Genomic DNA, 20371 nt, shown 5'->3' on the forward strand with positions numbered 1-20371 from the left:
CGACTCAGTCCCGGCGACCCACCACCGGGTTGAGCTCGGAGTCCGCGAGTCCGCCGGGCTCGATGCCGGGGAGGAACTCGCGCCACGTACCGCTGATCAGGGTCGGCGATTCCACGACACGGGTGCCGTCGGCGAAGTAGGTGGTGGCGAGTGCTCGACGCGGCTGCGTCGTCCGGTTCGGGCCCGCAGTGTGGAAGCACAGCGCGGAATGGAACGACACGTCTCCCACTGCGAACGGCTCCGCTTCCACCGCGACGTCACGCTGGAGGAAGCGTTGGGTGACGGCCTCGTCGTACGACGTGCCGACCTTGTCGAACTCCAGATCGGCGACCTCGTCCAACACGTCCCGGCCGCGGGCGAAGGACAGCGGACCCATCCGGCCCGGGATGGCCGACATCGGCATCCACGCGGTGACGGCGTCGGTGGTCTGCAGGGGGAAGTGTTCGGCGTCGTGATGCCACGGCGTGCGCCCGCAGCCGGGCTCTTTGGACAGCGCATTGTCGTGGTACAGGCGCACTCCGGGCACGTCGAGCAGTGCCGCAGCCAGACCGCCGATGCGGGGCGAGAGCGCCACGGTGCGCATCAGATCGTCGTGGAGCCACATCTGCTCGAGCGCGGTGAATCGCCCGGCGACGTCGTCACCGTGCTCCGCGCGCAGCAACTCCTCGAGTCGCTCGGCGAGGCGGCGCACCACCGCCGGCGACAGCACTGCGGGCAGTCGCACGAAAGCCTGCCGTGCGAAGGCCTCGACGGAAGCGGGATCGAGGGCGTAGGGCTCGGCCAGCTCGCGCTCGATCTGCTCGTCCGTGGCGGCCTCGACATCGGGCAGGCCGGGACCCTCGACCAGTTCGGCGGGCGCCGCATCGTTCGCGGCCAGGGTGACGTACCAGTCCCACCAGTCCTGATCGTCGCCTGCCCAGTCCTGATCGATACCGCCGTCCCGGTTCTGTTCGGGCAGGCGATCATTGGTGGTCGAGTCGTTCAGAGCCACAGCAGCGCCGCCTCGTGTGAGAAGGTGTAGGAACCGGACGCGTCGCGGCATGAGGCCAGGTACTCGCCCAGCACCGGAGCGGCTTCCATCTCTTCCAGCGACACCGAGTCGTCGAACGCGCAGCGCTGGAGAAAACCTTCGGCGATGCCACGGTCGGAGGTACCGGTCGTGTAGGTGACGCGCTGATCGCGTACGTCCGCGCCGGCTCGTGTCAGTGCGTCGCGCACCTGCTCGGCGGTCGTGTACGGCGTCGCCTCGCGCACCCCGGCGCGGAAGGCGTCGTAGAACGCGAGGTAGTGCGAGGCCGCCGTGGCCTGTGCGACCAGGCCCAGGCCTCCGGGAGCCAGTGCGGCCACGAATCGTTCTGCCGCAGCGTCCAATTCGTCCGGCGGCAGTGCGTAGAGAGCGTGGGTGGCCCAGACGACGTCGTAGCCGGCGTGATCCGCGGGGAGGTCCTGCAGGGTCATCACCAGGTCATGCCGGGCCGCGAACGGCGCGCCGAGCGCGCCGCGTGCCTCGGCGACGGAGAACGCGGACGGGTCGAGAAGGTCGTAGGCCAGCTCGGGAACCGCCGACAGGTCGGTGTAGCGGCGCAGCGCGGTGGGGAACTTTCCGCTGCCGCACGCCACGTCGAGCAGCGACCAGCCCTCGTGCGCGCGGTCGCCGAGGAGCGTCGGCCAGTCGGCGGCCAACGCCAGCTGCCGGTAGTCCTCGGTCGCGAGAGCGTAGAACGCCTCCATGCCCGTGCGACCGGCTTCGCTCCAGTGCTCGAGGCTGCGCTCTGCTGTGTCTCCGCTGCTCATGTCACTCCTCCTGAAAGGAGCCGACCGCAACACACCGGATGAGGCGTCGTGATTGACTCGTATCTGATGTCCAACATAGCTGCGCCACCGCCCACCGAGCTCGCCGCAGTGCTTCTCGACGGTGTGCGCGCCGTGCGGCGGGGAGCTCCGGCCCTGGCCGGCCTCGAACCCGACTCCTACGCCCGCCTGCATTCCGCTTTCGAACTGCTCTCCGATCAGCGCGATCTGATCGCCGAGCACCTTGCCGGCAGGCTGGGTACCAGGGGGGACGGACCGATCTCGGTGCTGTCCGTGGGATGCGGTGACGGCGTGCTGGACGTCCGTCTCGCCGCCGGTCTGGTGTTGGCGGTGCCAGGGCGCCCCGTGCGGTACGTCGGAATCGATCCGTGGATCGGCAGTGTCGAGCGCTTCACCGCCACGATGGCCGCGCTGGGTGCCGACGAGCTGAGTGCCGACGGCCACGTGGCGTCGTTCGGTGACTCCCCGGTGGACGACGAGACCTTCGACGTCGTGATGTTCGTGCACTCGATGTACTACGTCGCCGATGTCGGGGCGACCCTGCGCGCTGCTCTCGCGCTGCTACGTCCCGGCGGCGAACTGTGGGTGGCTGTCGCACCGTCGGCCGAGCTGAACGCGCTGGTGGGAGTTCTCGCACCTCCGCTCGAGGGTCATCGACAGTGGTTCAGCGGTGACGTCGGAGACGCCTTCGTCGACGCCGGGATCGTCGTCGACGACGTGGCCACTCTGCACGCGCTGGTCGATCTGGCGTCCGCGAGCGACGAGGTGCTCGACTTCGCGGTGCAGGCCAGGCTGACCCCCGATCTACAGGGCCCGGTGCGGGCCTACCTCGACGCGGTGTCGGTCCCCGGCGCGGACGGAGGCCTTCGAGTGCCGCATCCAGTGGACGTGTTCACCGCGTCCCGTCACTGACCCCGTCCCGCAGTGCGTCGTCGATCGTCTCGCCCACGGCAGCCGCGCCCACGGCGGTCATGATCGTGCCGGCATGATCGAGGCCGTCCAGTGCTCTGACGGACGTCAGCTCGAGAGCGTCGATGTCCTGCGGCGAGTACATCGGCGGAGACCCTGCCCCGACGCTCCACTGCGCGTGCAGGAATCGGATCGGCACCGTCAGGTCGCGGAACCGCGAGTCACCGAAGAAGACGTCCGTGGCGTCCGCGACGACCGCATCGGTCGACAGCCGGATCGCACCGTCGGCCAGATCATGAGCGGCGTACTCCCGGAGGAGCGGATCGTCACGGTCCAGCAGCGGTAACGACGTCGACACCAGGAAGTCGAGGTAGTCGTCGAGGTCGTCCCATCGCTGCCGCGTTCGCGCGATCCTGTCCTCGAACACGGCCGCGACGGTGTCTCGGGTGAGACCGGCAGGCGGTTCCACCGGCACGCCTCCGTCGACGAGAACGAGACTCTTCGCTCTGGATGGGAACCGCGCTGCGAATTCGACAGCCGCGAATGCACCCATCGACATGCCGCACACGTGCACGGAGTCGAGTCCCAGGGCCTCGAGAACGGCGTCCAGATCGTCCGCGTGACGGGCGAGCGACGACGCGCCCGTGACGTCGACGCTGTCACCGCGGCCGCGGAGGTCCGGCGCGACGAGCGTCAGGTGTGGCGCCTCCGCGTGCAGCCAGTTCCACAGCATGCGCTGGCTGGACACCCCGTGGATCACGAGGATCGGATCGGAGCTGCCCGTGAGTGTCTCGACGGTGATGTGTCCGCCCGACACCGGTACTCGTTCGACGGTCATGGTGCAGACACTAGGAGGTCGGACCCCGTGATGACGGTGGAAGTACGTGCGCTGCACGTTTCGCTGTCCGATTCGGGTCACGGTTGTACCGTCGCAGAGTCACGAGGCCACGAGGGACGCACCTCGACGGCCACACACCGTCGAAGAAGGGGCCTCATGCCCGACACGTCACCGCGCAGGCACCACGAGATCGTCATCGTCGGCGGAGGCTTCTCCGGCCTGGGTACCGCTATCGCGCTCCGCAAGGCCGGTTTCGACGATCTTCTCATCGTCGACGACGGTGACGGTCCCGGCGGCACGTGGCAGTGGAACACCTATCCGGGCGTGGCGGTCGACATCCCGTCCTTCAGCTACCAGTTCTCGTTTGCTCAGCGATCCACCTGGTCGCGCAGCTACGCCCCCGGCCGCGAGTTGCGTGCCTACGCCGAGCAGATCGTCGACGAGTACGGCCTGGCGCCTCATCTGCAGTTCGGCACGCGCGTACACGGGGCCTCGTTCGATGCGCCGTCCGCGACGTGGTCGATCTCGACCAGCGCCGGCGACGTGACGGCACGCTGGTTGATCCACGCGGGCGGGCCGCTGAGCCAGCCCAAGCTCCCCGACATCGAGGGCATCGACACCTTCGAGGGCGCGACGATGCACACCAGCCGGTGGAACCACGAGGTCTCGCTGGCCGGTAAGCGGGTCGGCATCATCGGTACCGGCGCGACGGCGGTGCAGGTGGTCCCGGAGATCGCACCGGAGGTGGACCATCTGACGGTGTTTCAACGCACGCCCATCTGGTGCCTGCCGAAGCCGGACTTCCCGCTCGGCCGGATGGGACGGGCGAGTCTCGAGACAGTCCCCGGAGTCCGGCAGATCGCCCGCCTGGCGAGCCAGGCGTTCGTCGAGGCGACGTTCCCGGTGCTGGCGCACTTTCACAAGTGGGTTCCCGCCACCGCGGCTCTCCAGGTCGCCGCGCGTCGGTACATCGCCGCACAGGTACACGATCCGGCCACACGGGACGCCCTGACTCCGACCTACGCGCTCGGGTGCAAACGGCCGAGTTTCCACAACTCGTATCTCTCGACGTTCAACCGGGACAACGTCTCTCTGCAGACGACGTCCATCGAGGCGATCACGCCCGGCGGCATCCGCACGAGCGACGGCGTGCAGCACGAGCTCGACGTGTTGGTCCTCGCCACCGGATTCAAGGTCACCGACAGGGACGCACTGCCGACGTATCCGCTCACCTCCGCCGACGGCACCGATCTGGCGGAGCACTGGGACGCCGAGAGGTTCCACACCTATCAGGGCGTCGCGACGGCGGGCTTTCCGAACTTCTTCACCGTCTTCGGCCCCTACGGATACAACGGCGCCTCGTTCTTCACCCTGGTCGAGAACAGTGCCGCGCACATCGTGCGTGTCCTGACCGAGGCTCGTCGACGCCGGGCCACCTTCGCCGAGGTGACCTCGGCGGCGCAGGAGCAGTACATGAGCGCGATACTGGCACGTCGGTCGTGGCAGGTCTTCACCGATCCGACGTGTGCCGGCGCCAACAGCTACTACTTCACCGCGAACGGGGACGTGCCGTTCCGGGCGTCGACCACTCCCGAGGCGGCATGGCGCAGCCGCCGATTCCCCCTGGCCGACTACGCCTTCGGTGGACGGGCGGGCTGATCGCCGCCGAGGTCGAACTCAGCTCGCGCGCAGAGCCGCGACGACCGGCGCGAACATGGTGGTCTTGATCGCGCCGAGGGTGCCGCGGTCCTTGCCGGCAATGGGCGTGATCCGCTCGATCGCGGCACCGACGACCTCGTCGTCGGGGGCGATGGCGTCGACGAGTCTCGCGGCCAGTGCGTCGTCGCCGCCGTAACGGTGCCCCGTGGTCATCGCGACGACGGCGTCCTGCGGTGACAGCTTCGCCTGGATCAGCGCCGCCATGCCCGGGGTGAAAGGAATGTCGATGTCGACCTCGGGGAAGCAGAAGTAACCGCGATCGGCTCGCATGGTGCGGAAGTCGTGCGCCAGAGCGAACATCGCGCCGGCGCCGAAGGCATGGCCGTTGACGGCGGCGACGGTGGGGAGCGGGAACGTCAGGATGCGGGCGAACAGAGCGTGCACGCGTCCGACGTACCAGTCGGCGCGCTCGCCGTTGGCCATGAGCCAGTCGAGGTCGAGTCCGTTGGAGTAGAACTTTCCGGTGCCGACGGTGACGAGTCCGCGGGCGTCGGCTTCGACCGTGTCGAGCTGGGCGCCGACGGTGTCGAGCCAGTCCGGGGAGAAGCGATTCTCGTCGTCCCCGAGGGTGAGGACGGCGATGCCGTCGCGGAGGTCGAGGGTGGCGGTCATGAGGAGGCCTTTCGTGTGGGCGGGGCGTGATCCGTGGTCGGTGGGGGCAGGGCGAGAATGCCGCGGACGGCGGCGGCAAGTCGTTTCCGGGCGGCGATGTCGGGTGATGTGTTGCCGCGCAGCAACAGTGCTGTCGGGAGCCCGACGACGCAGTCCTTGACGACGGCGACGCTCTCACGATCGGCGCGGTTCCACAGGGCTCGGGAGAGTTGGACGAGCAGTGCGGCCAGTGTCTCGTCGAGGGTGCGCAGGTCTGCGGCGACCTCGTCGGGCAGGTCGTCGGTGCCCAACAGCTCTCGCCGCGAGACCGTCATGAGAAACCGTGCTGCGACGGGTGATTCGGCGAGGAAGGCAGCCGGTGCGTCTGCGGCTGCCACGACGGCCCGGACGGCGGAGTCACGTCCGGGTCGGTGCTCGAGTGCCGTGGTCACCGCATCGTTCTGCAGAGTGAGCATCCGACGTGCGTCACGGACCCACACTCGTCCGAGGAGGCCCGCTCGTGACCCGAACGCGTGATAGATGGCGCCGTTGGAGATCGAGGTGCGCTCCGACATCGCGCGGATCGTGACGGCGGAGGCGCCGGAGTCGACCGCCAGCGACTCGGCGGCGTCCATCAGCGCGTCGAGGTCGTGGAGGCGGGGGCGAGGCACCACCGAACCATACCAGAGCATGTGCTCTGTTACGGCACGGTGGTCGCCGGCGGGCTGCCTCAGGCGGGTGGTCGGTAGCCCGGGGGATTGGGCTCGTCGACCCAGATGTCCACTGCGAGGTCGCCTCCCGGCGTGCAGTCGTATGCCGACAGGTCGGTCACGCCCGACTCCAGCAGGACGTCCTCGCACAGCAGAGTCTGTCCCGTGTAGTCGCGGGCCGGTCTGCTCAGCACCGCGTACGCCGCGTCCGCGTAGATCTCGGGCTTCCGTGCCTCGCTCATCGCCTTGTCGCCGCCGAGCAGGTTCTGCACCGCGGCGGTCGCGATGAACGTGCGAGGCCACAGCGTGTTCGATGCGATGCCGATCTCCCGCATCTCCTCCGCGATTCCCAGGGCGCACAACGTCATCCCGAACTTGGCCATCATGTAGGGGGTCGGCACGAGCCACCGTTGTTCGAGGCGCAAGGGCGGTGAGAGCGTGAGGACGTGCGGGTTGTCGCGGCCCTTCATGTGGGGCAGGCACGCCTGCGACACGGCGTACGTCCCGCGCACCTGGATGCCGTTCATCAGATCGAACTGTTTGAGAGCAACCTCGTCGATGGATCCGAGGTTGATCGCCGAGGCGTTGTTGATGCAGATGTCGATGCCACCGAACTGCTCCACGGCGGCGCCGACGGCGGCCTGCACCGCCTCGCCGTCACGAACGTCTCCGACGATGGGCAGCGCCTGCCCGCCCGCCTCCTCGATCTCCGCGGCCGCGGTGTACACGGTCCCGTCGAGCTTGGGGTGGGGTTCGGCAGTCTTGGCCAGCAGCGCGATGGTGGCGCCGTCCGCTGCGAGGCGCTTCGCGATGGCCAGCCCGATGCCGCGGCTGGCCCCGGAGATGAACACGGTCTTACCCGAGAAAGTCATGAGGCATCCGTCCTTCGTCGATGTCGCGGTGAACGGTGAGTACCGCGGACTCCTCGGACCGTAGCAGAGCGGATGCTCGGTTACTCGAACCCCGATCAGCGTCCCGACACGCGCGGGACCCGTAGGCTGGCGGGTGATCACAGTCGCTCCGTAGTCGAGCGGCGGCGGACCAACCCCGGAAGTCCGTCGGAGAGGGTGGCGTGCAGCGCATCGTCGATCCCGAATCCCGCGCGGTCGAGGCCGTCCTGGCGGACGTGTGGGGAGCGCGATCGGTGTATCAGCCGATCGTCGACCTGGACTCCGGGGTGGTGGTCGGTTACGAGGCGTTGGCTCGGTGGCCCGCGGTACCCGGTGTGGATGTCGGACGGGTATTCGACGAGGCGGCGGATCGAGGTGTGGTGCGTGAGCTCGACTGGGCATGCCGACTGGCCGCACTCTCCGGTGCCGCGGAGGCCGGTCTGAGTACCGAGTACAGCGTCTTCATCAACGTCGAACCGCACAACGGGCCCGTCATACCCGACTTCGCACGGAGAATGCTCGACAGCTTCGACCGGCCGATCAACGTCGTGATCGAACTGACCGAGAGGTCGCTGCTGTCCGATCCCGCCACGTTGCTGGCGGTGGTCGACGCTGCTCGACGACTCGGGTGCTCGGTGGCCCTCGACGACGTCGGGGCCAACGAGGCCACGGTCACCATGCTGGAGTTCGTGGCACCGGACATCATCAAGTTGGACTGCACGCTGGTGCAGTCCGATCCGAGTCCGGCACAAGCGCGTGTCATCGCTGCGGTGCGTGCGCACGCCGAGTTCACCGGCGCGACGATTCTCGCCGAGGGTGTGGAGAACGAGGAGCATCTGGCCCGTGCCAGAGCGCTCGGTGCCACCCTGGGGCAGGGCTGGCTGTTCGGCCGACCCGCGGCGTTGCCGTCCGACACGTCGCGACGCCGCGACGTTATCGACCGGACGCCGTCGGTGGTGTCACGCAGACGGTCGTCGGCCGGTTCCGCAGTGCCGGAGGTGCCGTCCGACCTGTTCGGGGAGATCCCACCCCTGGTGGGGCGAAAAGCGTTCGTGCTGAGCATGGCTCGTGAGATCGAGGACCACGCCCGCGGCGCTGTGGACCCACTCATCGTGCTCTCGGCATTCCAACGTGCCCGGTGGTTCGCGCCGAACGTGGTCGACCGGTACGCCGATCTCGCGGCCCTGCACCCGTTCATCGCCGCGCTGGGGGTGGGCCTGCCGGACGAGCCGGCCCCCGGAGTACGCGGTGCCGCACTGGATGCAACAGAACGATTCTCGGGCGAGTGGACGGTGACGGCGGTGGGCCGGCACTACTTCGCGGCGCTGATCGCTCGCGACCTCGGCGATGTCGACGTTCCCGACGCCGATCGGCGATTCGAGTTCATCCTCACGCACGACCGTCGTCTGGTCGTGTCGGCGGCACGGTCGCTGATGAGGCGCGTGCTGCCGTCTCGCGGATGATCCTCACGCGTCCTCGACGTGACCTTCCGCGTCGGAGACCCCCGGCAGCACATCGGCGAATCGAACGAGGAATTCGCTGATCGCGTCCACGGTGTCGGCGTCGTAGTCCCCGAGTGCAGTGTCGAGCGCCGCCGAGGACCGTCGAAGAAAGGGGTCGATCCGCTCGTGGGCGGCCTCGGTGGCCCGCAGCGTCACCGATCTGCGGTCTCTGCTCTCGCGGTTGCGGGAAACGAACCCCCTCTCTTCCAGCCGGTTGATCAACGCCGTGGTGGCACCGGAGGTGAGGCCCACCCGCCGCGACAGCGCCGCGGGAGTCAGCGGGCTGCCTTCGCGTTCGGCCCAGATCACCTCTCCCAGTGCGGTTCCGTCCGTGGTCGGCAGGTCCATCCAGCGGGCGAGGAGATGCGCCGATTCCTGGTACCTCACCGCGTACAGCCGGAGGGCCTGGAGAACGCGCGTCTGGGGTGAGGTCATCGGTGGGTGGTCTTTCCCGCGTGGGCGATGTCAGGCACGGAGACGAGGGTATTCCGCGAGGCGGGGAACATGCTTCTCGCTCGTCAGGAGGGTCGACTGGAACAGTCTGCGCACCGGCGCCGAAGCCGCCACGCGGTGGCCGACGCGGAGTGCCCGCACTCCCGTGGGAGACATCGGATGCAGCAGCTTCGCGCCGCCGCGGGGGAGTCCTTGCGCGCTGTCGGCGTAGCCACGCATGAGCTCCTTGTAGCGAGCGAAGGCGAGGTCCGGTCGATCGGGGTGCGCGGCCAACTCGCCGGTGAGGATGTGCGCTCCGACCAGGGAGAGTGTGGTGCCCATTCCGGTCGGACCCGAGCCCCACGCGGCATCCCCGACGAGCGCCACCCTGCCCTTGCTCCAGGTGGAGACGAGTACCTGTTCCATGCGCTGGGTGTAGAACTCGTCCGGCCGGGCCGCGAACCCCGCCACGATGCGGTCCGTCTGCCATCCGGCACCGCGGAACCGTTCACGCAGAATCTCCACTTGGGTTGCCACGGGCAGTTTCTCGAAGCCGAACGGCTCGGACCGGAAGGACATGCTCGCTCTGATGGTGCCCTCGTTGTCCGGCCTGACGGACGCGACGCGTCCGCGGGTCGCCGTGTACCAGTCCCACGTGTTCACGTCCTCGGGACGCCGATCGAGGGTGCCGTAGGTGATGCTCACACCGAAGTCGCGCAGCTCGGTCTCGGCTCCGAACATCAGGCGCCGTGTGCGAGAACTGCGTCCTTCGGCGACGAGCACCAGGTCGAAGCGCTCGGTGGATCCGCTGTCGAAGGTCACGTCGACACCGGAGGCATCCTGCTCGACGGCGGAGATGAAGTCACCGAAGCGGCGTTCGACACTGTCGGGGACCGCGTCGACGAGGATCTGCGCCAGTCGGCCCCGCAGGATCTCGATCTCCGCGGTGGGGCCGTCGCGACCCTCCTCGCGAGGGAAGACTGCGGAGGGTTCTCCGCGCTCGTCGACGAAGCGGGTGCCTTCTTCCCCGGTGAGGTGCTCCATGATCGAGTGATCGACACCCATGCGTCGGACGATCTCTCGGCCGAGGCCGCGAATGTCGATGTTCTGTCCCGTCTCACGCGGCGACGCCGACCGTTCGAGAAGGGTGACGTCGAAACCGGTGCGTGCAAGCCCCCATGCGAGGGTCGGGCCGGCAACACTCGCGCCGGTGACGAGGACGCGGACGGGGTGCTGCTGTGAGGCGGTCACGGTCGAGCCTTTCGATGGGGGGTCGAGGCCGACCCGCCACCACTATAACTTCACTGTGAAGTAACTTCACCATGAAGAGTGTTTTGCGACCTCGTCTCGGTCAGTCGGCGACGCGTCGACGGCTGCGTTCCACTCCGTCGACGATGGTCGCCGTCAGTTCGTCGTACGCCTCCCGGGTGTCCAAGTTTCCCGCAGCTGCTTCTGCCGAGAGTGCCTCCGCTGCACCGAGAACGGCCGTCATGGTCGACGCCGGAAGCGCTCCCTCGGCGAACGGTTCGAGGAATGATCGACACCGATCCGAGTAGGCGGCGTCCGACCGGCGCTTGTAGTCGGCCAACTCGGGTGCGCCTTCCAGGGCCGCGGCGACGCCCGCCAGTTCGCGCCCGTGGGTGACCACGCAGTCGACGTGCGCCGTGGCGATGGCGCGCGCTCGCTCGGCAAGTGAGTGCTCGACCGCGTCGAGCGCCTGCTCCAGTGCGAATGTCTGCGTCGCGTCGTACGCCTCGAACAAGGCCACCAGCAAGGCTGCGCGTGAGGGAAAGTGACTGTACACAACAGGTTTGGTGATACCGGCCGCGTGCGCGAGTCGACCCAGCGTCAGCGCGTCGGCGCCTTCCTCGCGCACGATCGTCCAGGCGAGGGTCACCAGTTGCCCGTGGCGATCCTCTCTCGTCATTCGCACCCGTGCCATCGACACCGCCTCGTCTCTTATGTACCGTTGGTAACCTACTACCGGTAACCTACTGATGGTACATCCCGACCGAGAGGATCATCATGACCGCGCTCGTCGTCGTCGCCCACCCCGACACCACGTCCTTCACCCAGCGTCTCGCTCGCTCCGTCGCCGATCGACTCACCGAGGACGCCGTGTCCACCGCTGTCGCCGACCTTCATGCCGAGGGCTTCGATCCACGGTTCTCGCTCGAGGACCGCGCCGGATATCCGGCGGGTGGGACTCCTCCTGCGGATGTACTCGCCGAGCAGCGTCGCCTGGACGGTGTCGACGACCTGGTTCTGGTCTTTCCGGTCTACTGGTGGTCGATGCCCGCGCTCCTCAAGGGGTGGGTCGATCGCGTCTTCACCGACGGGTGGGCATTCGACACCGGAGTCACGCCGACCGGACGCAGGCTCGACCACCTGACCGTGCATCTGGCCATGGTCGCGGGGGAGGACGCCGAGGGATTCGCTAAGCGCGGCTACGACACCGCCCTGTCCACCCAGATCATCACCGGCATTCTCGGATACACCGGCGCGCGAACCGGGCACACGGGAATCGTCCACGACGCGGAGACGCGCTCACGTGACTCCCTCGCCCGGGAAGCGCGGGCGATCGTGGACGGCGTGGCGGCCCGGGTCCGTTCCTCGGCGGCGGAGGCTTCCGGTGCGCGGGCGTGAACTCGGTGGCTAGGCCACCGTGAAGCGAACCGTGTTGCCCGCGGGGTCGAGCAGGGTGGTGTTGAGTGGAGCGTCCGTGGTGAGGGTCAGTCCCGCTCTGCCGGAACCGATGTCGATCGCAATCTGCTCGGTCCACTTCCTGCCCGCGGGTGGGACCGTGCCGATGGCGGCCGACTCGAGTTGGACCATCCAGGTCCCGCCTGTCGGCTTCGCGCCGCTGTAGGGATCCACGCGAGGTGCGTCGGTGTTGTTCATGTTCACGTAGACGGCCAGTGGGCACGCGTCGGTGACGAACGTCCTCCAGGTCAGAGTGACTACGGCGATGCCGGGCCTGTCGTGGGGTGTGTACACGTCGCCACCCACCTCGCCGGCGCACGGCAACGACATTCCCCGGCCCAGTGAGATGTTGTACGGGAAGGGTGTGAACTCCTGGTGGTGGGCCGATGCGAGGCCGGGTGATGTCGCGAGTACGCCGACGACTGCGGAACCTGTGACGGCCAGACGTCTGAACCACGAGGAAGACACGAGTGGCACGATACGGGACGAAAGGGACCAGGGTGGTGGGTGAGCGCGAGTCCGGTCGGCGTTGCGGTGTCGTTGACGCATCGTGACCGTTCACACATGCTCGGGCCCGAGCTGGCGCCACAATGCTGTCGGCCACCTCGCTACGGTGAGGCGTGCATTACCAATCCTTTACCAAAGTCTTCGCAGTTGCCGGTGCCGTCGCGGTGCTGACCGCCTGCAGTGCGGACGTCTCGGCCGACGACGCCACCGGCCGCACGGTCGACACCAGCCTGGGGGCCATCGTCGTCCCCGACGAGATCCGGTCGGTCGTGGTCATCGACGGGCGTCGGGATCTGGACATCGCCCTGTCCTTCGGCCTCCCTGTCGTCGGCATGCCCGTCGAGTCCGAGGCTCCGCCGGAGATCCCGGGGCCGTTGACGGCACCGACCCGAGACCTGCTGTCGCGGGGAGTCGCGGAGCTGTTCCCGCGCAACAGCATCGACATCGAAGCCGTGGCCGCAGCGGATCCCGACCTCATCATCGCGCGTGACGAGGTGGTCGAGGAGATCTACGACCAGTTGAGCGCCGTCGCGCCTGTGCTCCCCGTGGGATCGACCGATTCCGGGGTGTCCTGGCAGGACGACGTGACCAGGGTCGGTGCGGCACTGGGTCGCGAGGACACGGCCGCCACACTGCTCGACGAGTACTCGGACCGCGTCGACGCGCTCCGACAGCAACTCGCAGGACCTCTCGGTGACACGACGGTGCTGTCGATCGCCACCGGAGACGGCGGTGGCATCTCGATCAACAGGGAGCGAATCACCTCGCTGGTGCTGGAGGACGTCGGAGCTCGATTCGGACAGGCCTGGCAATCGGCTCGTCCCGAGGCCGACTTCGCAGCGGAGAACATCCCTGTCGCAGCGGATTCGGACGTTCTTCTCGCGGCCATCACGTCGAGTGACGATCTACGAGCACTGGAGTCGAATCGACTCTGGGCCGATCTGCCGGCTGTGCGGGACGGGCGGGTGGTGCGAACGGACAAGTTCACCAACGACGGTGGGCCTATCACAGCGCAGTGGTCACTCGACCTCGTCGAGCAGATGTACGGGTCGGCCGGCTGAGCGGTCTTCGGCGCGGACGTGCTCGGCGCAGGCGTCGTCGACCAGCTGCACGGGTCGCAGCGCACCACACCCCCTTAAGCCGGCTGTAGGGGGTGTGGACGACGTGGAACCCGTGCGGCGTCCCTGGTGTCGAGCGACACTGCCGACTGGAAGCACCAGCCCTACAGCGTCTCTCGCTGGGAAGGGCTCGCATCAGCGACAGGCGCGTCTGCCTCAGTCACGAGTCTCGCAGCGATTCGTCGGGGGTCGTCGGCGGGCAACGAGGCGATGAGGGTGCGGACGGGGTGCGAGGACGGTCCTGTCACCAGGTACTTCTGGCCCGGCCGTATCCGCTCCGCCTGCTCGATCATCTCGTCGGTCACGACGGTCTTCGGGGTGGTGTCGTGGAGTGCGTCGCGCACGATGCGTCGTGGGTCGTACTGCCGTAGGTCGAGCGACTCCCACTCCGAACGGTGGAGCGGCACGCCCATCTCCCGCTCCGCCGTGGCGCGCGTCGTCTCGACGAACTGCTTCAGCGTTCGAATCGCGCGGGTGAGGTGGTGTGCGTAGCCGGGCAGCCGGCTCGGTCCGAGGACGAGGCCGGCGATGACGGCGACGAAGAACAGCTTCTCGAGAGTCAGTCCGAACATGGGGTTCTCCCGATCGTGGTGGGGTTCGAGGTGAGTGCCCGCCGGTCGTGCACGGTGGTGATGGCCACGGCGGCTCCGAAGAGCGCCGACATCGGCAGTGCGACGAGAAACATCGACAGCACGTCGGCCGCCGGCGTGACGAGCGCGCTGAAGAGGGCGATGACGACGACGATGATGCGCCAACTGCTGCGTAGCCGGTGGGCGGACAGGACTCCGAGGCAGTTGAGCATCACCAGCAGTACGGGCAGGACGAACGCGACTCCGGTGGCGAGGACGATCCGCATGACGAAGTCCACGTAGTAGGAGGCGTCGAGGATGGTGCTGTCCTCCTCGGAGGAGAAGCTCGCGAGGAGGGTGACCATGCGGGGGAAGATGAGGAAGCCGAAGGCGCACCCGGCGGCGAACAGTGGCACCGCCGCCGCGGTGAAGCCGAGAACGTACTTCTTCTCCCGAGCCGTGAGGCCGGGGGTGAGGTAGGCGAACAGTTCTCGCAGCCAGACCGGGCTCGACAGGATGATTCCCGAGAAGAGGCCGATCCTCATCTGCAGGTCGAAGGCCCCGGTGACGGTGTCGTAGTTCAGGCTGGCCTGACGAGACTGCGCGAGTTCCTCCACCGGTGTGCGCAGGACGTCGAGGATCTGGTCGGAGAGTACGAAGCCGAGAATCACTCCGACGACCAGCGACACCGCCGCGCGGGTCGCGCGGCGGCGTGCCTCGCTGACATGCCCGGCGAGGGGCATAGTGCCTCGCGCGGCGGTGGTCGTGGTCATGAGGCGTGTCGGTACGGCACCGGGACGCCGTCCGCGGCGGTCGTGGTCGAGTCGACGGCGTCGACGCGTCCCGTCGACGGCGTGGGGGTGTCGTCGCGGACCTCGTCCTTGAGGATGCGCATGGACTGCCCGACGCCTTTGGCGAGGGAGGGGAGCTTGGTCGAGCCGAAGACGAGAAGCAGGATGGCGAGGACGATGAGTGCGTGCCAGCCGGTCAGGTTGTGCAACATGATGATTCCTTCTGTGTGAGTGGTCAGTTGGACGGTGCGGCGGGAGGGGTCCCGCCGCCCATGGGAGGTTGTCCGCCGCCGGGCCCGCCCCCGGCGGGTGCTGCGCCGGCGGCGGGTTCGGTGGTGGTGTCGACGGCGACGGCCAGTGATCCGACGTAGCCGGAGGTGGGGTCGCCGGTGAAGGTGCCCATCTCGAGGTCGTGGCCGTCGCCGAACACGTTGTCGTTGTCGAGACTGCCGATCTGGGTGAGGTTCTCGGTCGATCCGGCGTAGGTGTCCAGCTGGTAGACGGCGTCGAGCATGTCCTGGGGGAAGGCGACCTGGGAGGTGGCTATCGCGTTGTCGGCGGTGGTGGCGGAGGCGATGTCCGGGTAGACCTCGAAGTGGATGTGCGTCCAGCGGCCGGAATAGCAGGCCGGGACGATGGTCGTGAAGGTCACGACGCCGGCGGCATCGGCGACCTGGACGCCGCGCAGATAGGTTTCGTCCTCGATGCCGTCGGAGTACATCGAGTACTTGCCGGCTGCGTCGCAGTGCCACAGGTAGACGGCGGCGCCGGTGAAGGGGTTGTTGTCGTTCGCGAGGTCGGTGACGGTGAAGGTCATCGACAACGGAACTCCGGCGGCGGCGGTGCCGCCGTCCAGGCTCGAGGTGACGTCGGCGCGGACGATTCCCGATTCCTCGAGGACGTTGACGCCGTTGCTTCCGTCGGCCGGGTAGGGGCCGTTGGTCTCGTCGGGGATCTCGTTCGTGGCGACTGCGGCGGCGACAGCGGTGGTGGTCGTGGTGCTCGCGGTGTCGGACGACCCCGAGCACGCGGCCAGGGCCAGTGCTCCGGCTCCGGCGCCGACGACGCTGAGGACTCGGCGGCGGGTGACGAGAGTGGCGATGTCGAAACCGACTCCCTGATCGACGACGTCCTCGTCGGGCCGGGGGAGTGGGCGCCCGGCGTAGGTGGGCCCGTCGGGTGTGGGCGTGGGTTCGGGAACGGCGCTCATTGCTGTAGCTCCTCGGTTGTCGCGGTGTGCGTTTCGGTGTGGAGTCGATACTTCGTGAGGTTCCGGGGAGCGGCCTGCATGCCAGCTGTGAGGCACCCGGGAGCGTGTGTGGTCCGGCCACCACTTGACCTTCACCTCGGGGCAGGGCTGATTCTCGACGCATGACCACCACAGATGCTCCCGACGTCGTTCTCCGCTACCTCGATGCCGCCGACCGCGACGACAGCGACTCACTCACGTCATGCTTTGCTCCGGACGGAACTGTGACGGACGAAGGCCACACCTACCGGGGCCGCGACGAGATCCGCGCGTGGCGTGAGACCGTGGCCGGCCGCTACACCTACACCACGACGGTGACGGGGTCCGAGCTCGTCGATGCGAGGAATCATCGAGCCTCGGTTCGTATCGCCGGGAACTTCCCCGGTGGGGTGGCCGACCTCGTCTACCGATTCGAGCTCGCCGACGGCGTGATCTCACGGTTGACCATCGGTGGATGAGAGACTGGGTCCGTGGCGGCGCGGGTGACCATCGGCGATTTCTCGACGATGACGAGACTGACGCGAAAAGCGTTGCGGCTCTATCACGATGCTGGCCTCCTGGAACCGGTCGACGTCGATCCGTCGAGCGGGTACCGCTATTACGACGTCTCCCAGGTCGCGAGTGCACAAGTGATCAAGCGACTGCGCGACCTCGACATGCCGCTTCCTGATGTGCGGTCCTACGTCGCCGCCGAGAACGACAGTGTTCGGCGCAGTGTGCTCACGCAGCACCTCGATCGCCTGGAGTCGGAATTGCGGCGGACGCACGACGCGGTGTCGTCTCTCCGTGCACTGGTGAACGAGTCGACGACGTCGCCGTCGATCGAGATGCGGACCGACCCCCCGATCGTCGCCGTGGCCGTCAGCGGCACCGTGACGCTGTCCGGCGTCGCGGGCTGGTGGAATACCGCGCACGACAGCCTGATCGAGCGCCTTCGTAGTGCTGGAATCGAGGCTGTCGGGCCGCTCGGGGCCGACTTCGACAAGGAACTGTTCGCGGACGAGACGGGCTCCGCATCATTGTGGTACCCCGTCGACGCGACGCGCGCGGCTCGGTGCGCTCTCGACGTGGTGACGGTTGCCGGAGGCCACTTCGCCGTGGCGCTGCACGACGGTCCGGACGCCCGGATCGACGAGACGTACTCTGCGCTCGGCACCCATGCCGCAGAACACCGCATCGGACGAGAAGGACCCGTGCGTGAGCGCTATCCGCGAGGCGTCGTCTTCGAGGGTGAACTGGTGACGGAGATCGGCTGGCCGGTCCGGGACCCCACCGCGCTGTGACCGCGACCGTCAGGGTCCGGTTGCGCGCGTTGCGTGATGACGATTGTGAGTGGTGGTGATGACCACGCTACGGAACGTAGAGGGCGAGGACGTGTGGCCGACATTCACGGCGGACACCTGGAAATCGGTCCAGATGCGCAGCGCCGCAGCGACGACGAAGACGAGTGCTGCCGCGATCACGAGGTCGCCCGACCCTCGACGGCCGAATTGTGGCGGCGTGTGATGACGACGTGGGGAAGAAAGTAGCCGATCGTCAGCACGGCCGCGCTCAGCGCGATGGGTCCCGCGAAGGAGTGTGGCCACAACGCCGGTCCAAGGTAGAAGCTGCCGAGCATCAGCGCGAAGACGCCGAGCCCGCGAAGCAGGCGAATTCTCGCCGTGATCCGAGTCGCGGTGTTCTCATGTGTGAGCGACAGAACGACTGGCGGATTCTCCCGAGCCGTGACCTTGGCACCCACTGCAGCCAGAGCGCTGCCGATGACGACGAGCGCGACGGCCGGGATCACGGTCATCTGTTTCTCCTCACCTAGCGGATCTCCTCAGCGTACCGATCGGTTCGTACGGCGGCTCCTCATGGCCCGTCTGGGGGCGGACGCCTCGCGGCGTCCACCAACAGCGATGCCTCGCGTAGCCCCAGCCCGGGGTGCGTCTCCCTCAGTGCTTTCACTGCCATCACTCTGGACGGCGCCGCCGCCACGGCAGTATCGACGTCGGCACGCGGAACCTCGGCTGGATCGAGGGCAGGCGTTCGCCTCGTCGACCGGGCACTGCCACCGAGGAACCACGCCCTGACGAAAGCCGTACCGGCGTAGGCGACGAGGACGACGCACGCTGCTGCTTTCGCGACATGCCACCACGACGGCGCCGAGACGAGCTCGGAGACCGCGTCGGGGAGGACGAGCGCGGCGAGGAACACCAGGAAGAACGTCGTGCCCGCTTTCTCCACAGCAGGTCGTTCGAACCACGGGCGATCTGTCATACGTCCACCATCACACACGGCATCAGGTTCGCGCGGCGGGTACGAGCCTCGGAACCAGTCGCACGTAGACCACCATGCCGAGCAGCTCGACCAGTGTCTGTGTCACCACCACGACGGCAGCGAGGTCGAGTGCCGGCGGAAGGGCGAGGGCAAGGGGGAGAACGACGAGAGAGTTACGAGTCGCACCCGAGAAGACGAGTGCCCGTGTCGACGGCACGTCCTGACCGAACACCCGACCCACGCCGATGCCGGCCGGCGCCATGACCACGAGAAACGCGACGAAGACGAGGGCCGCGACGATGAGTCGGTCGAACTCGCCTCGGACCGAATCGATCTGCGACGCGACGACCACCGCGAGCGTCGCCATCATGAGGGGCACCATCGCGGCGGCCATCACGTCCATCAGCTGCAGGCCGACCCGATGCCGTCGGGCGAGTGCTTGCGTCAGTGCGGCCACCGTCAGAGGGACGACGATGAGCAGGACGAAGGCCTCCACGAACGGTGCCACGTCGATGACGGCCACCGTTTCGGATCCGGCGAATACCCACAGCCAGAGGGGAAGCAAGGCGACCTGCAGCAGCATCAGCAAGGGAGCGGCAGCGAGAAGCCGCGTCGACGCGGCACCCGCGAGCCCACTGAACACGATGACATAGTCGATACACGGAGCCAGCAGGACGAGCACGATGCCCACGAGTACCGCCCTCTCGTCCGCGACGACCCGCGTGAGGGCGAGGACGACCACCGGGACCACCACGAAGTTGAGGACCGCGACGGCTGCGAGGAAGCCGACATCACGGAGGGAGCGACCCATCTCCGCGAACGGGACTGCCAGGAACGTCGCGTAGAGCAGGGCGACGAGTACCGGATCGATGGCGTGTTCGAAGGCTGGGGCGGTCTGCGGGAAGGTCAGCCCGACAACGGCTCCGACGGCCAGTGCCGCGAGATACAAGCCGATCTGGTGCCTGTCCCACCACTGTGCGGCGGGGCTGTTCGCCCAGTCGGTCATGCGACGACACTAGGTGACGCGCTGGTCGTGCGATGAGTCCTCCCGGCTGTGCGAGTCTGCTCACCGACCACCTTCCTCGAGTCGGGAGCAGACATGACGCAGTTGTCGAGAGTGCAGAACTTCACCGTGTCCCGCGACGGGGTGGCCGCCGGCGTCGAGCAGAGCCTCGAGAACCCGTTCGGCCTGGACCATCGTGAGCTCATGTCGTGGTATCTCGGCACCGCGAGCATGCCGGGACGCCCCGGATCCGGCGGTACGCGCGGCCTCGACGACTACTTCGCTCGGGACTTCCCCAACAACATCGGTGCCGAGATCATGGGGCGCAACAAGTTCGGCCCACAACGCGGACCGTGGACCGATCACGAATGGCAGGGATGGTGGGGTGACGAGCCGCCGTTCCACACGCCGGTCTTCGTGATGACGCATCATGTGCGGCCGTCCCTCACCCTGTCCGACACCACGTTCCATTTCGTCGATGCCGGCCCGTCCGATGTCCTGACGCAGGCGAAGGCTGCGGCGAACGGTCGAGACGTCCGGATCGGTGGCGGTGTCACCACGGTCCGGGAGTTCCTCGACGCCGACCTCCTCGACACGCTGCACGTCGCGGTCGCACCCGTCGAACTCGGACCGGGCCTGGCGCTGTGGGAGTCCCCGGACGATCTGAACGATCGCTTCGAGCACGAGGTCGTTCCCAGCGCGAGCGGTGTCGTGCACCATCTGTTCTGGAGGCGCCATCAGACGTAAGGTTCCCGCCGACCCGGGA

The 20371-nt window shown here is 67.8% G+C and carries 26 protein-coding genes; 8 read left to right on the top strand and 18 right to left on the bottom strand.

The window, feature by feature from the left end; genetic code table 11:
- Nucleotides 1-4: 4 nt before the first annotated feature.
- Nucleotides 5-991, bottom strand: a complete 987-nt coding sequence (locus tag ASG69_RS18000; RefSeq protein WP_056448728.1) for a phytanoyl-CoA dioxygenase family protein — start codon at nucleotides 989-991, stop codon at nucleotides 5-7.
- Complete coding sequence (locus ASG69_RS22265; protein WP_162246788.1) at nucleotides 982-1794, bottom strand: class I SAM-dependent methyltransferase; 813 nt, start codon at nucleotides 1792-1794, stop codon at nucleotides 982-984. The genes ASG69_RS18000 and ASG69_RS22265 overlap by 10 nt, the downstream gene beginning before the upstream one ends.
- Before the next feature lie 48 nt (nucleotides 1795-1842).
- Here ASG69_RS22265 and ASG69_RS18010 point away from each other — a divergent pair, with 48 nt between their 5' ends.
- Nucleotides 1843-2724 (top strand): class I SAM-dependent methyltransferase, encoded by an 882-nt coding sequence (locus ASG69_RS18010; RefSeq protein ID WP_162246787.1) that lies wholly within the window; start codon nucleotides 1843-1845, stop codon nucleotides 2722-2724.
- Here ASG69_RS18010 and ASG69_RS18015 read toward each other — a convergent pair.
- Nucleotides 2705-3559, bottom strand: coding sequence for an alpha/beta fold hydrolase (locus ASG69_RS18015; RefSeq protein ID WP_027505550.1), 855 nt, complete (start codon nucleotides 3557-3559; stop codon nucleotides 2705-2707). The two genes, ASG69_RS18010 and ASG69_RS18015, sit on opposite strands and share 20 nt — an antisense overlap.
- Before the next feature lie 156 nt (nucleotides 3560-3715).
- On the opposite strand from ASG69_RS18015, the gene ASG69_RS18020 reads away from it, so the two are divergent.
- Complete coding sequence (locus tag ASG69_RS18020; protein WP_056448723.1) at nucleotides 3716-5218, top strand: flavin-containing monooxygenase; 1503 nt, start codon at nucleotides 3716-3718, stop codon at nucleotides 5216-5218.
- Nucleotides 5219-5236: 18 nt separating this feature from the next.
- Here the strand turns inward: ASG69_RS18020 and ASG69_RS18025 are convergent, their stop codons facing one another.
- From ASG69_RS18025 to ASG69_RS18035, 3 genes are read right to left on the bottom strand one after another with little or no spacing between them, the layout of a single operon-like run.
- On the bottom strand, nucleotides 5237-5890 hold the full coding sequence (locus tag ASG69_RS18025; RefSeq protein WP_056448719.1) for an enoyl-CoA hydratase/isomerase family protein: 654 nt from the start codon (nucleotides 5888-5890) through the stop codon (nucleotides 5237-5239).
- Nucleotides 5887-6540, bottom strand: coding sequence for a TetR/AcrR family transcriptional regulator (locus tag ASG69_RS18030; RefSeq protein ID WP_235579001.1), 654 nt, complete (start codon nucleotides 6538-6540; stop codon nucleotides 5887-5889). Before ASG69_RS18030 ends, ASG69_RS18025 begins: the two co-directional genes overlap by 4 nt.
- Nucleotides 6541-6599: 59 nt before the next feature.
- Nucleotides 6600-7451: an SDR family oxidoreductase gene (locus ASG69_RS18035; RefSeq protein WP_082544688.1), complete on the bottom strand. Its 852-nt coding sequence runs from the start codon at nucleotides 7449-7451 to the stop codon at nucleotides 6600-6602.
- Between the two features lie 200 nt (nucleotides 7452-7651).
- On the opposite strand from ASG69_RS18035, the gene ASG69_RS18040 reads away from it, so the two are divergent.
- The gene (locus ASG69_RS18040) at nucleotides 7652-8932 is read left to right on the top strand and encodes a sensor domain-containing phosphodiesterase (RefSeq protein ID WP_056448713.1); all 1281 of its coding nucleotides are present in this window, start codon (nucleotides 7652-7654) and stop codon (nucleotides 8930-8932) included.
- A gap of 3 nt (nucleotides 8933-8935) precedes the next feature.
- On the opposite strand, the gene ASG69_RS18045 is transcribed toward ASG69_RS18040, so the two are convergent.
- The 3 genes from ASG69_RS18045 to ASG69_RS18055 form a co-directional block, all read right to left on the bottom strand.
- Nucleotides 8936-9406 (bottom strand): MarR family winged helix-turn-helix transcriptional regulator, encoded by a 471-nt coding sequence (locus ASG69_RS18045; protein ID WP_027505555.1) that lies wholly within the window; start codon nucleotides 9404-9406, stop codon nucleotides 8936-8938.
- A gap of 30 nt (nucleotides 9407-9436) precedes the next feature.
- On the bottom strand, nucleotides 9437-10654 hold the full coding sequence (locus tag ASG69_RS18050) for an FAD-dependent monooxygenase (protein WP_056448708.1): 1218 nt from the start codon (nucleotides 10652-10654) through the stop codon (nucleotides 9437-9439).
- A 100-nt stretch (nucleotides 10655-10754) separates the two neighbouring features.
- Nucleotides 10755-11330 (bottom strand): TetR/AcrR family transcriptional regulator, encoded by a 576-nt coding sequence (locus tag ASG69_RS18055; protein WP_235579002.1) that lies wholly within the window; start codon nucleotides 11328-11330, stop codon nucleotides 10755-10757.
- Nucleotides 11331-11428: 98 nt separating this feature from the next.
- Between ASG69_RS18055 and ASG69_RS18060 the strand changes: the two genes are divergently transcribed.
- Nucleotides 11429-12049 carry an NAD(P)H-dependent oxidoreductase gene (locus ASG69_RS18060; RefSeq protein WP_056448705.1) on the top strand — a complete coding sequence of 207 codons (621 nt, stop codon included), beginning with the start codon at nucleotides 11429-11431 and terminating at the stop codon, nucleotides 12047-12049.
- 9 nt (nucleotides 12050-12058) lie between these two features.
- On the opposite strand, the gene ASG69_RS18065 is transcribed toward ASG69_RS18060, so the two are convergent.
- Entirely contained in the window at nucleotides 12059-12574 is a 516-nt protein-coding gene (locus ASG69_RS18065; RefSeq protein ID WP_056448702.1) for a hypothetical protein, read from the bottom strand.
- A 152-nt stretch (nucleotides 12575-12726) separates the two neighbouring features.
- Between ASG69_RS18065 and ASG69_RS18070 the strand changes: the two genes are divergently transcribed.
- The gene (locus ASG69_RS18070; protein ID WP_056448699.1) at nucleotides 12727-13674 is read left to right on the top strand and encodes an ABC transporter substrate-binding protein; all 948 of its coding nucleotides are present in this window, start codon (nucleotides 12727-12729) and stop codon (nucleotides 13672-13674) included.
- A gap of 161 nt (nucleotides 13675-13835) precedes the next feature.
- Here ASG69_RS18070 and ASG69_RS18075 read toward each other — a convergent pair whose 3' ends face one another.
- From ASG69_RS18075 to ASG69_RS18090, 4 genes are read right to left on the bottom strand one after another with little or no spacing between them, the layout of a single operon-like run.
- Complete coding sequence (locus ASG69_RS18075; RefSeq protein WP_082544687.1) at nucleotides 13836-14303, bottom strand: Sec-independent protein translocase subunit TatA/TatB; 468 nt, start codon at nucleotides 14301-14303, stop codon at nucleotides 13836-13838.
- Nucleotides 14291-15073, bottom strand: coding sequence for a twin-arginine translocase subunit TatC (gene tatC, locus ASG69_RS18080; protein WP_082544686.1), 783 nt, complete (start codon nucleotides 15071-15073; stop codon nucleotides 14291-14293). The genes ASG69_RS18075 and tatC overlap by 13 nt, the downstream gene beginning before the upstream one ends.
- Entirely contained in the window at nucleotides 15070-15303 is a 234-nt protein-coding gene (locus ASG69_RS18085) for a twin-arginine translocase TatA/TatE family subunit (protein ID WP_027505561.1), read from the bottom strand. The genes tatC and ASG69_RS18085 overlap by 4 nt, the downstream gene beginning before the upstream one ends.
- Before the next feature lie 23 nt (nucleotides 15304-15326).
- Nucleotides 15327-16301 (bottom strand): intradiol ring-cleavage dioxygenase, encoded by a 975-nt coding sequence (locus tag ASG69_RS18090; protein WP_056448696.1) that lies wholly within the window; start codon nucleotides 16299-16301, stop codon nucleotides 15327-15329.
- Nucleotides 16302-16462: 161 nt separating this feature from the next.
- On the opposite strand from ASG69_RS18090, the gene ASG69_RS18095 reads away from it, so the two are divergent.
- On the top strand, nucleotides 16463-16798 hold the full coding sequence (locus ASG69_RS18095; protein WP_056448693.1) for a nuclear transport factor 2 family protein: 336 nt from the start codon (nucleotides 16463-16465) through the stop codon (nucleotides 16796-16798).
- 12 nt (nucleotides 16799-16810) lie between these two features.
- Nucleotides 16811-17623 (top strand): MerR family transcriptional regulator, encoded by an 813-nt coding sequence (locus tag ASG69_RS18100; protein WP_056448690.1) that lies wholly within the window; start codon nucleotides 16811-16813, stop codon nucleotides 17621-17623.
- A 9-nt stretch (nucleotides 17624-17632) separates the two neighbouring features.
- Here ASG69_RS18100 and ASG69_RS22570 read toward each other — a convergent pair whose 3' ends face one another.
- Genes ASG69_RS22570 through ASG69_RS18115 form a run of 4 tightly spaced genes read right to left on the bottom strand, consistent with a single transcriptional unit; the run spans nucleotide 17633 to nucleotide 19608 of the window.
- A complete protein-coding gene (locus ASG69_RS22570) occupies nucleotides 17633-17803 on the bottom strand; it encodes a hypothetical protein (protein WP_156380576.1) in 171 nt (56 codons plus the stop codon).
- The gene (locus ASG69_RS18105) at nucleotides 17800-18135 is read right to left on the bottom strand and encodes a hypothetical protein (protein WP_056448688.1); all 336 of its coding nucleotides are present in this window, start codon (nucleotides 18133-18135) and stop codon (nucleotides 17800-17802) included. The genes ASG69_RS22570 and ASG69_RS18105 overlap by 4 nt, the downstream gene beginning before the upstream one ends.
- Nucleotides 18136-18194: 59 nt before the next feature.
- Nucleotides 18195-18602 carry a hypothetical protein gene (locus ASG69_RS18110; protein WP_156380577.1) on the bottom strand — a complete coding sequence of 136 codons (408 nt, stop codon included), beginning with the start codon at nucleotides 18600-18602 and terminating at the stop codon, nucleotides 18195-18197.
- 22 nt (nucleotides 18603-18624) lie between these two features.
- Nucleotides 18625-19608 carry an arsenic resistance protein gene (locus ASG69_RS18115; RefSeq protein ID WP_056448682.1) on the bottom strand — a complete coding sequence of 328 codons (984 nt, stop codon included), beginning with the start codon at nucleotides 19606-19608 and terminating at the stop codon, nucleotides 18625-18627.
- Between the two features lie 93 nt (nucleotides 19609-19701).
- Between ASG69_RS18115 and ASG69_RS18120 the strand changes: the two genes are divergently transcribed.
- Nucleotides 19702-20352 carry a dihydrofolate reductase family protein gene (locus ASG69_RS18120; RefSeq protein WP_056448680.1) on the top strand — a complete coding sequence of 217 codons (651 nt, stop codon included), beginning with the start codon at nucleotides 19702-19704 and terminating at the stop codon, nucleotides 20350-20352.
- Nucleotides 20353-20371: the final 19 nt, after the last annotated feature.

It is taken from the genome of Rhodococcus sp. Leaf225 (assembly GCF_001426145.1).
Taxonomy (GTDB): Bacteria; Actinomycetota; Actinomycetes; order Mycobacteriales; family Mycobacteriaceae; genus Rhodococcoides.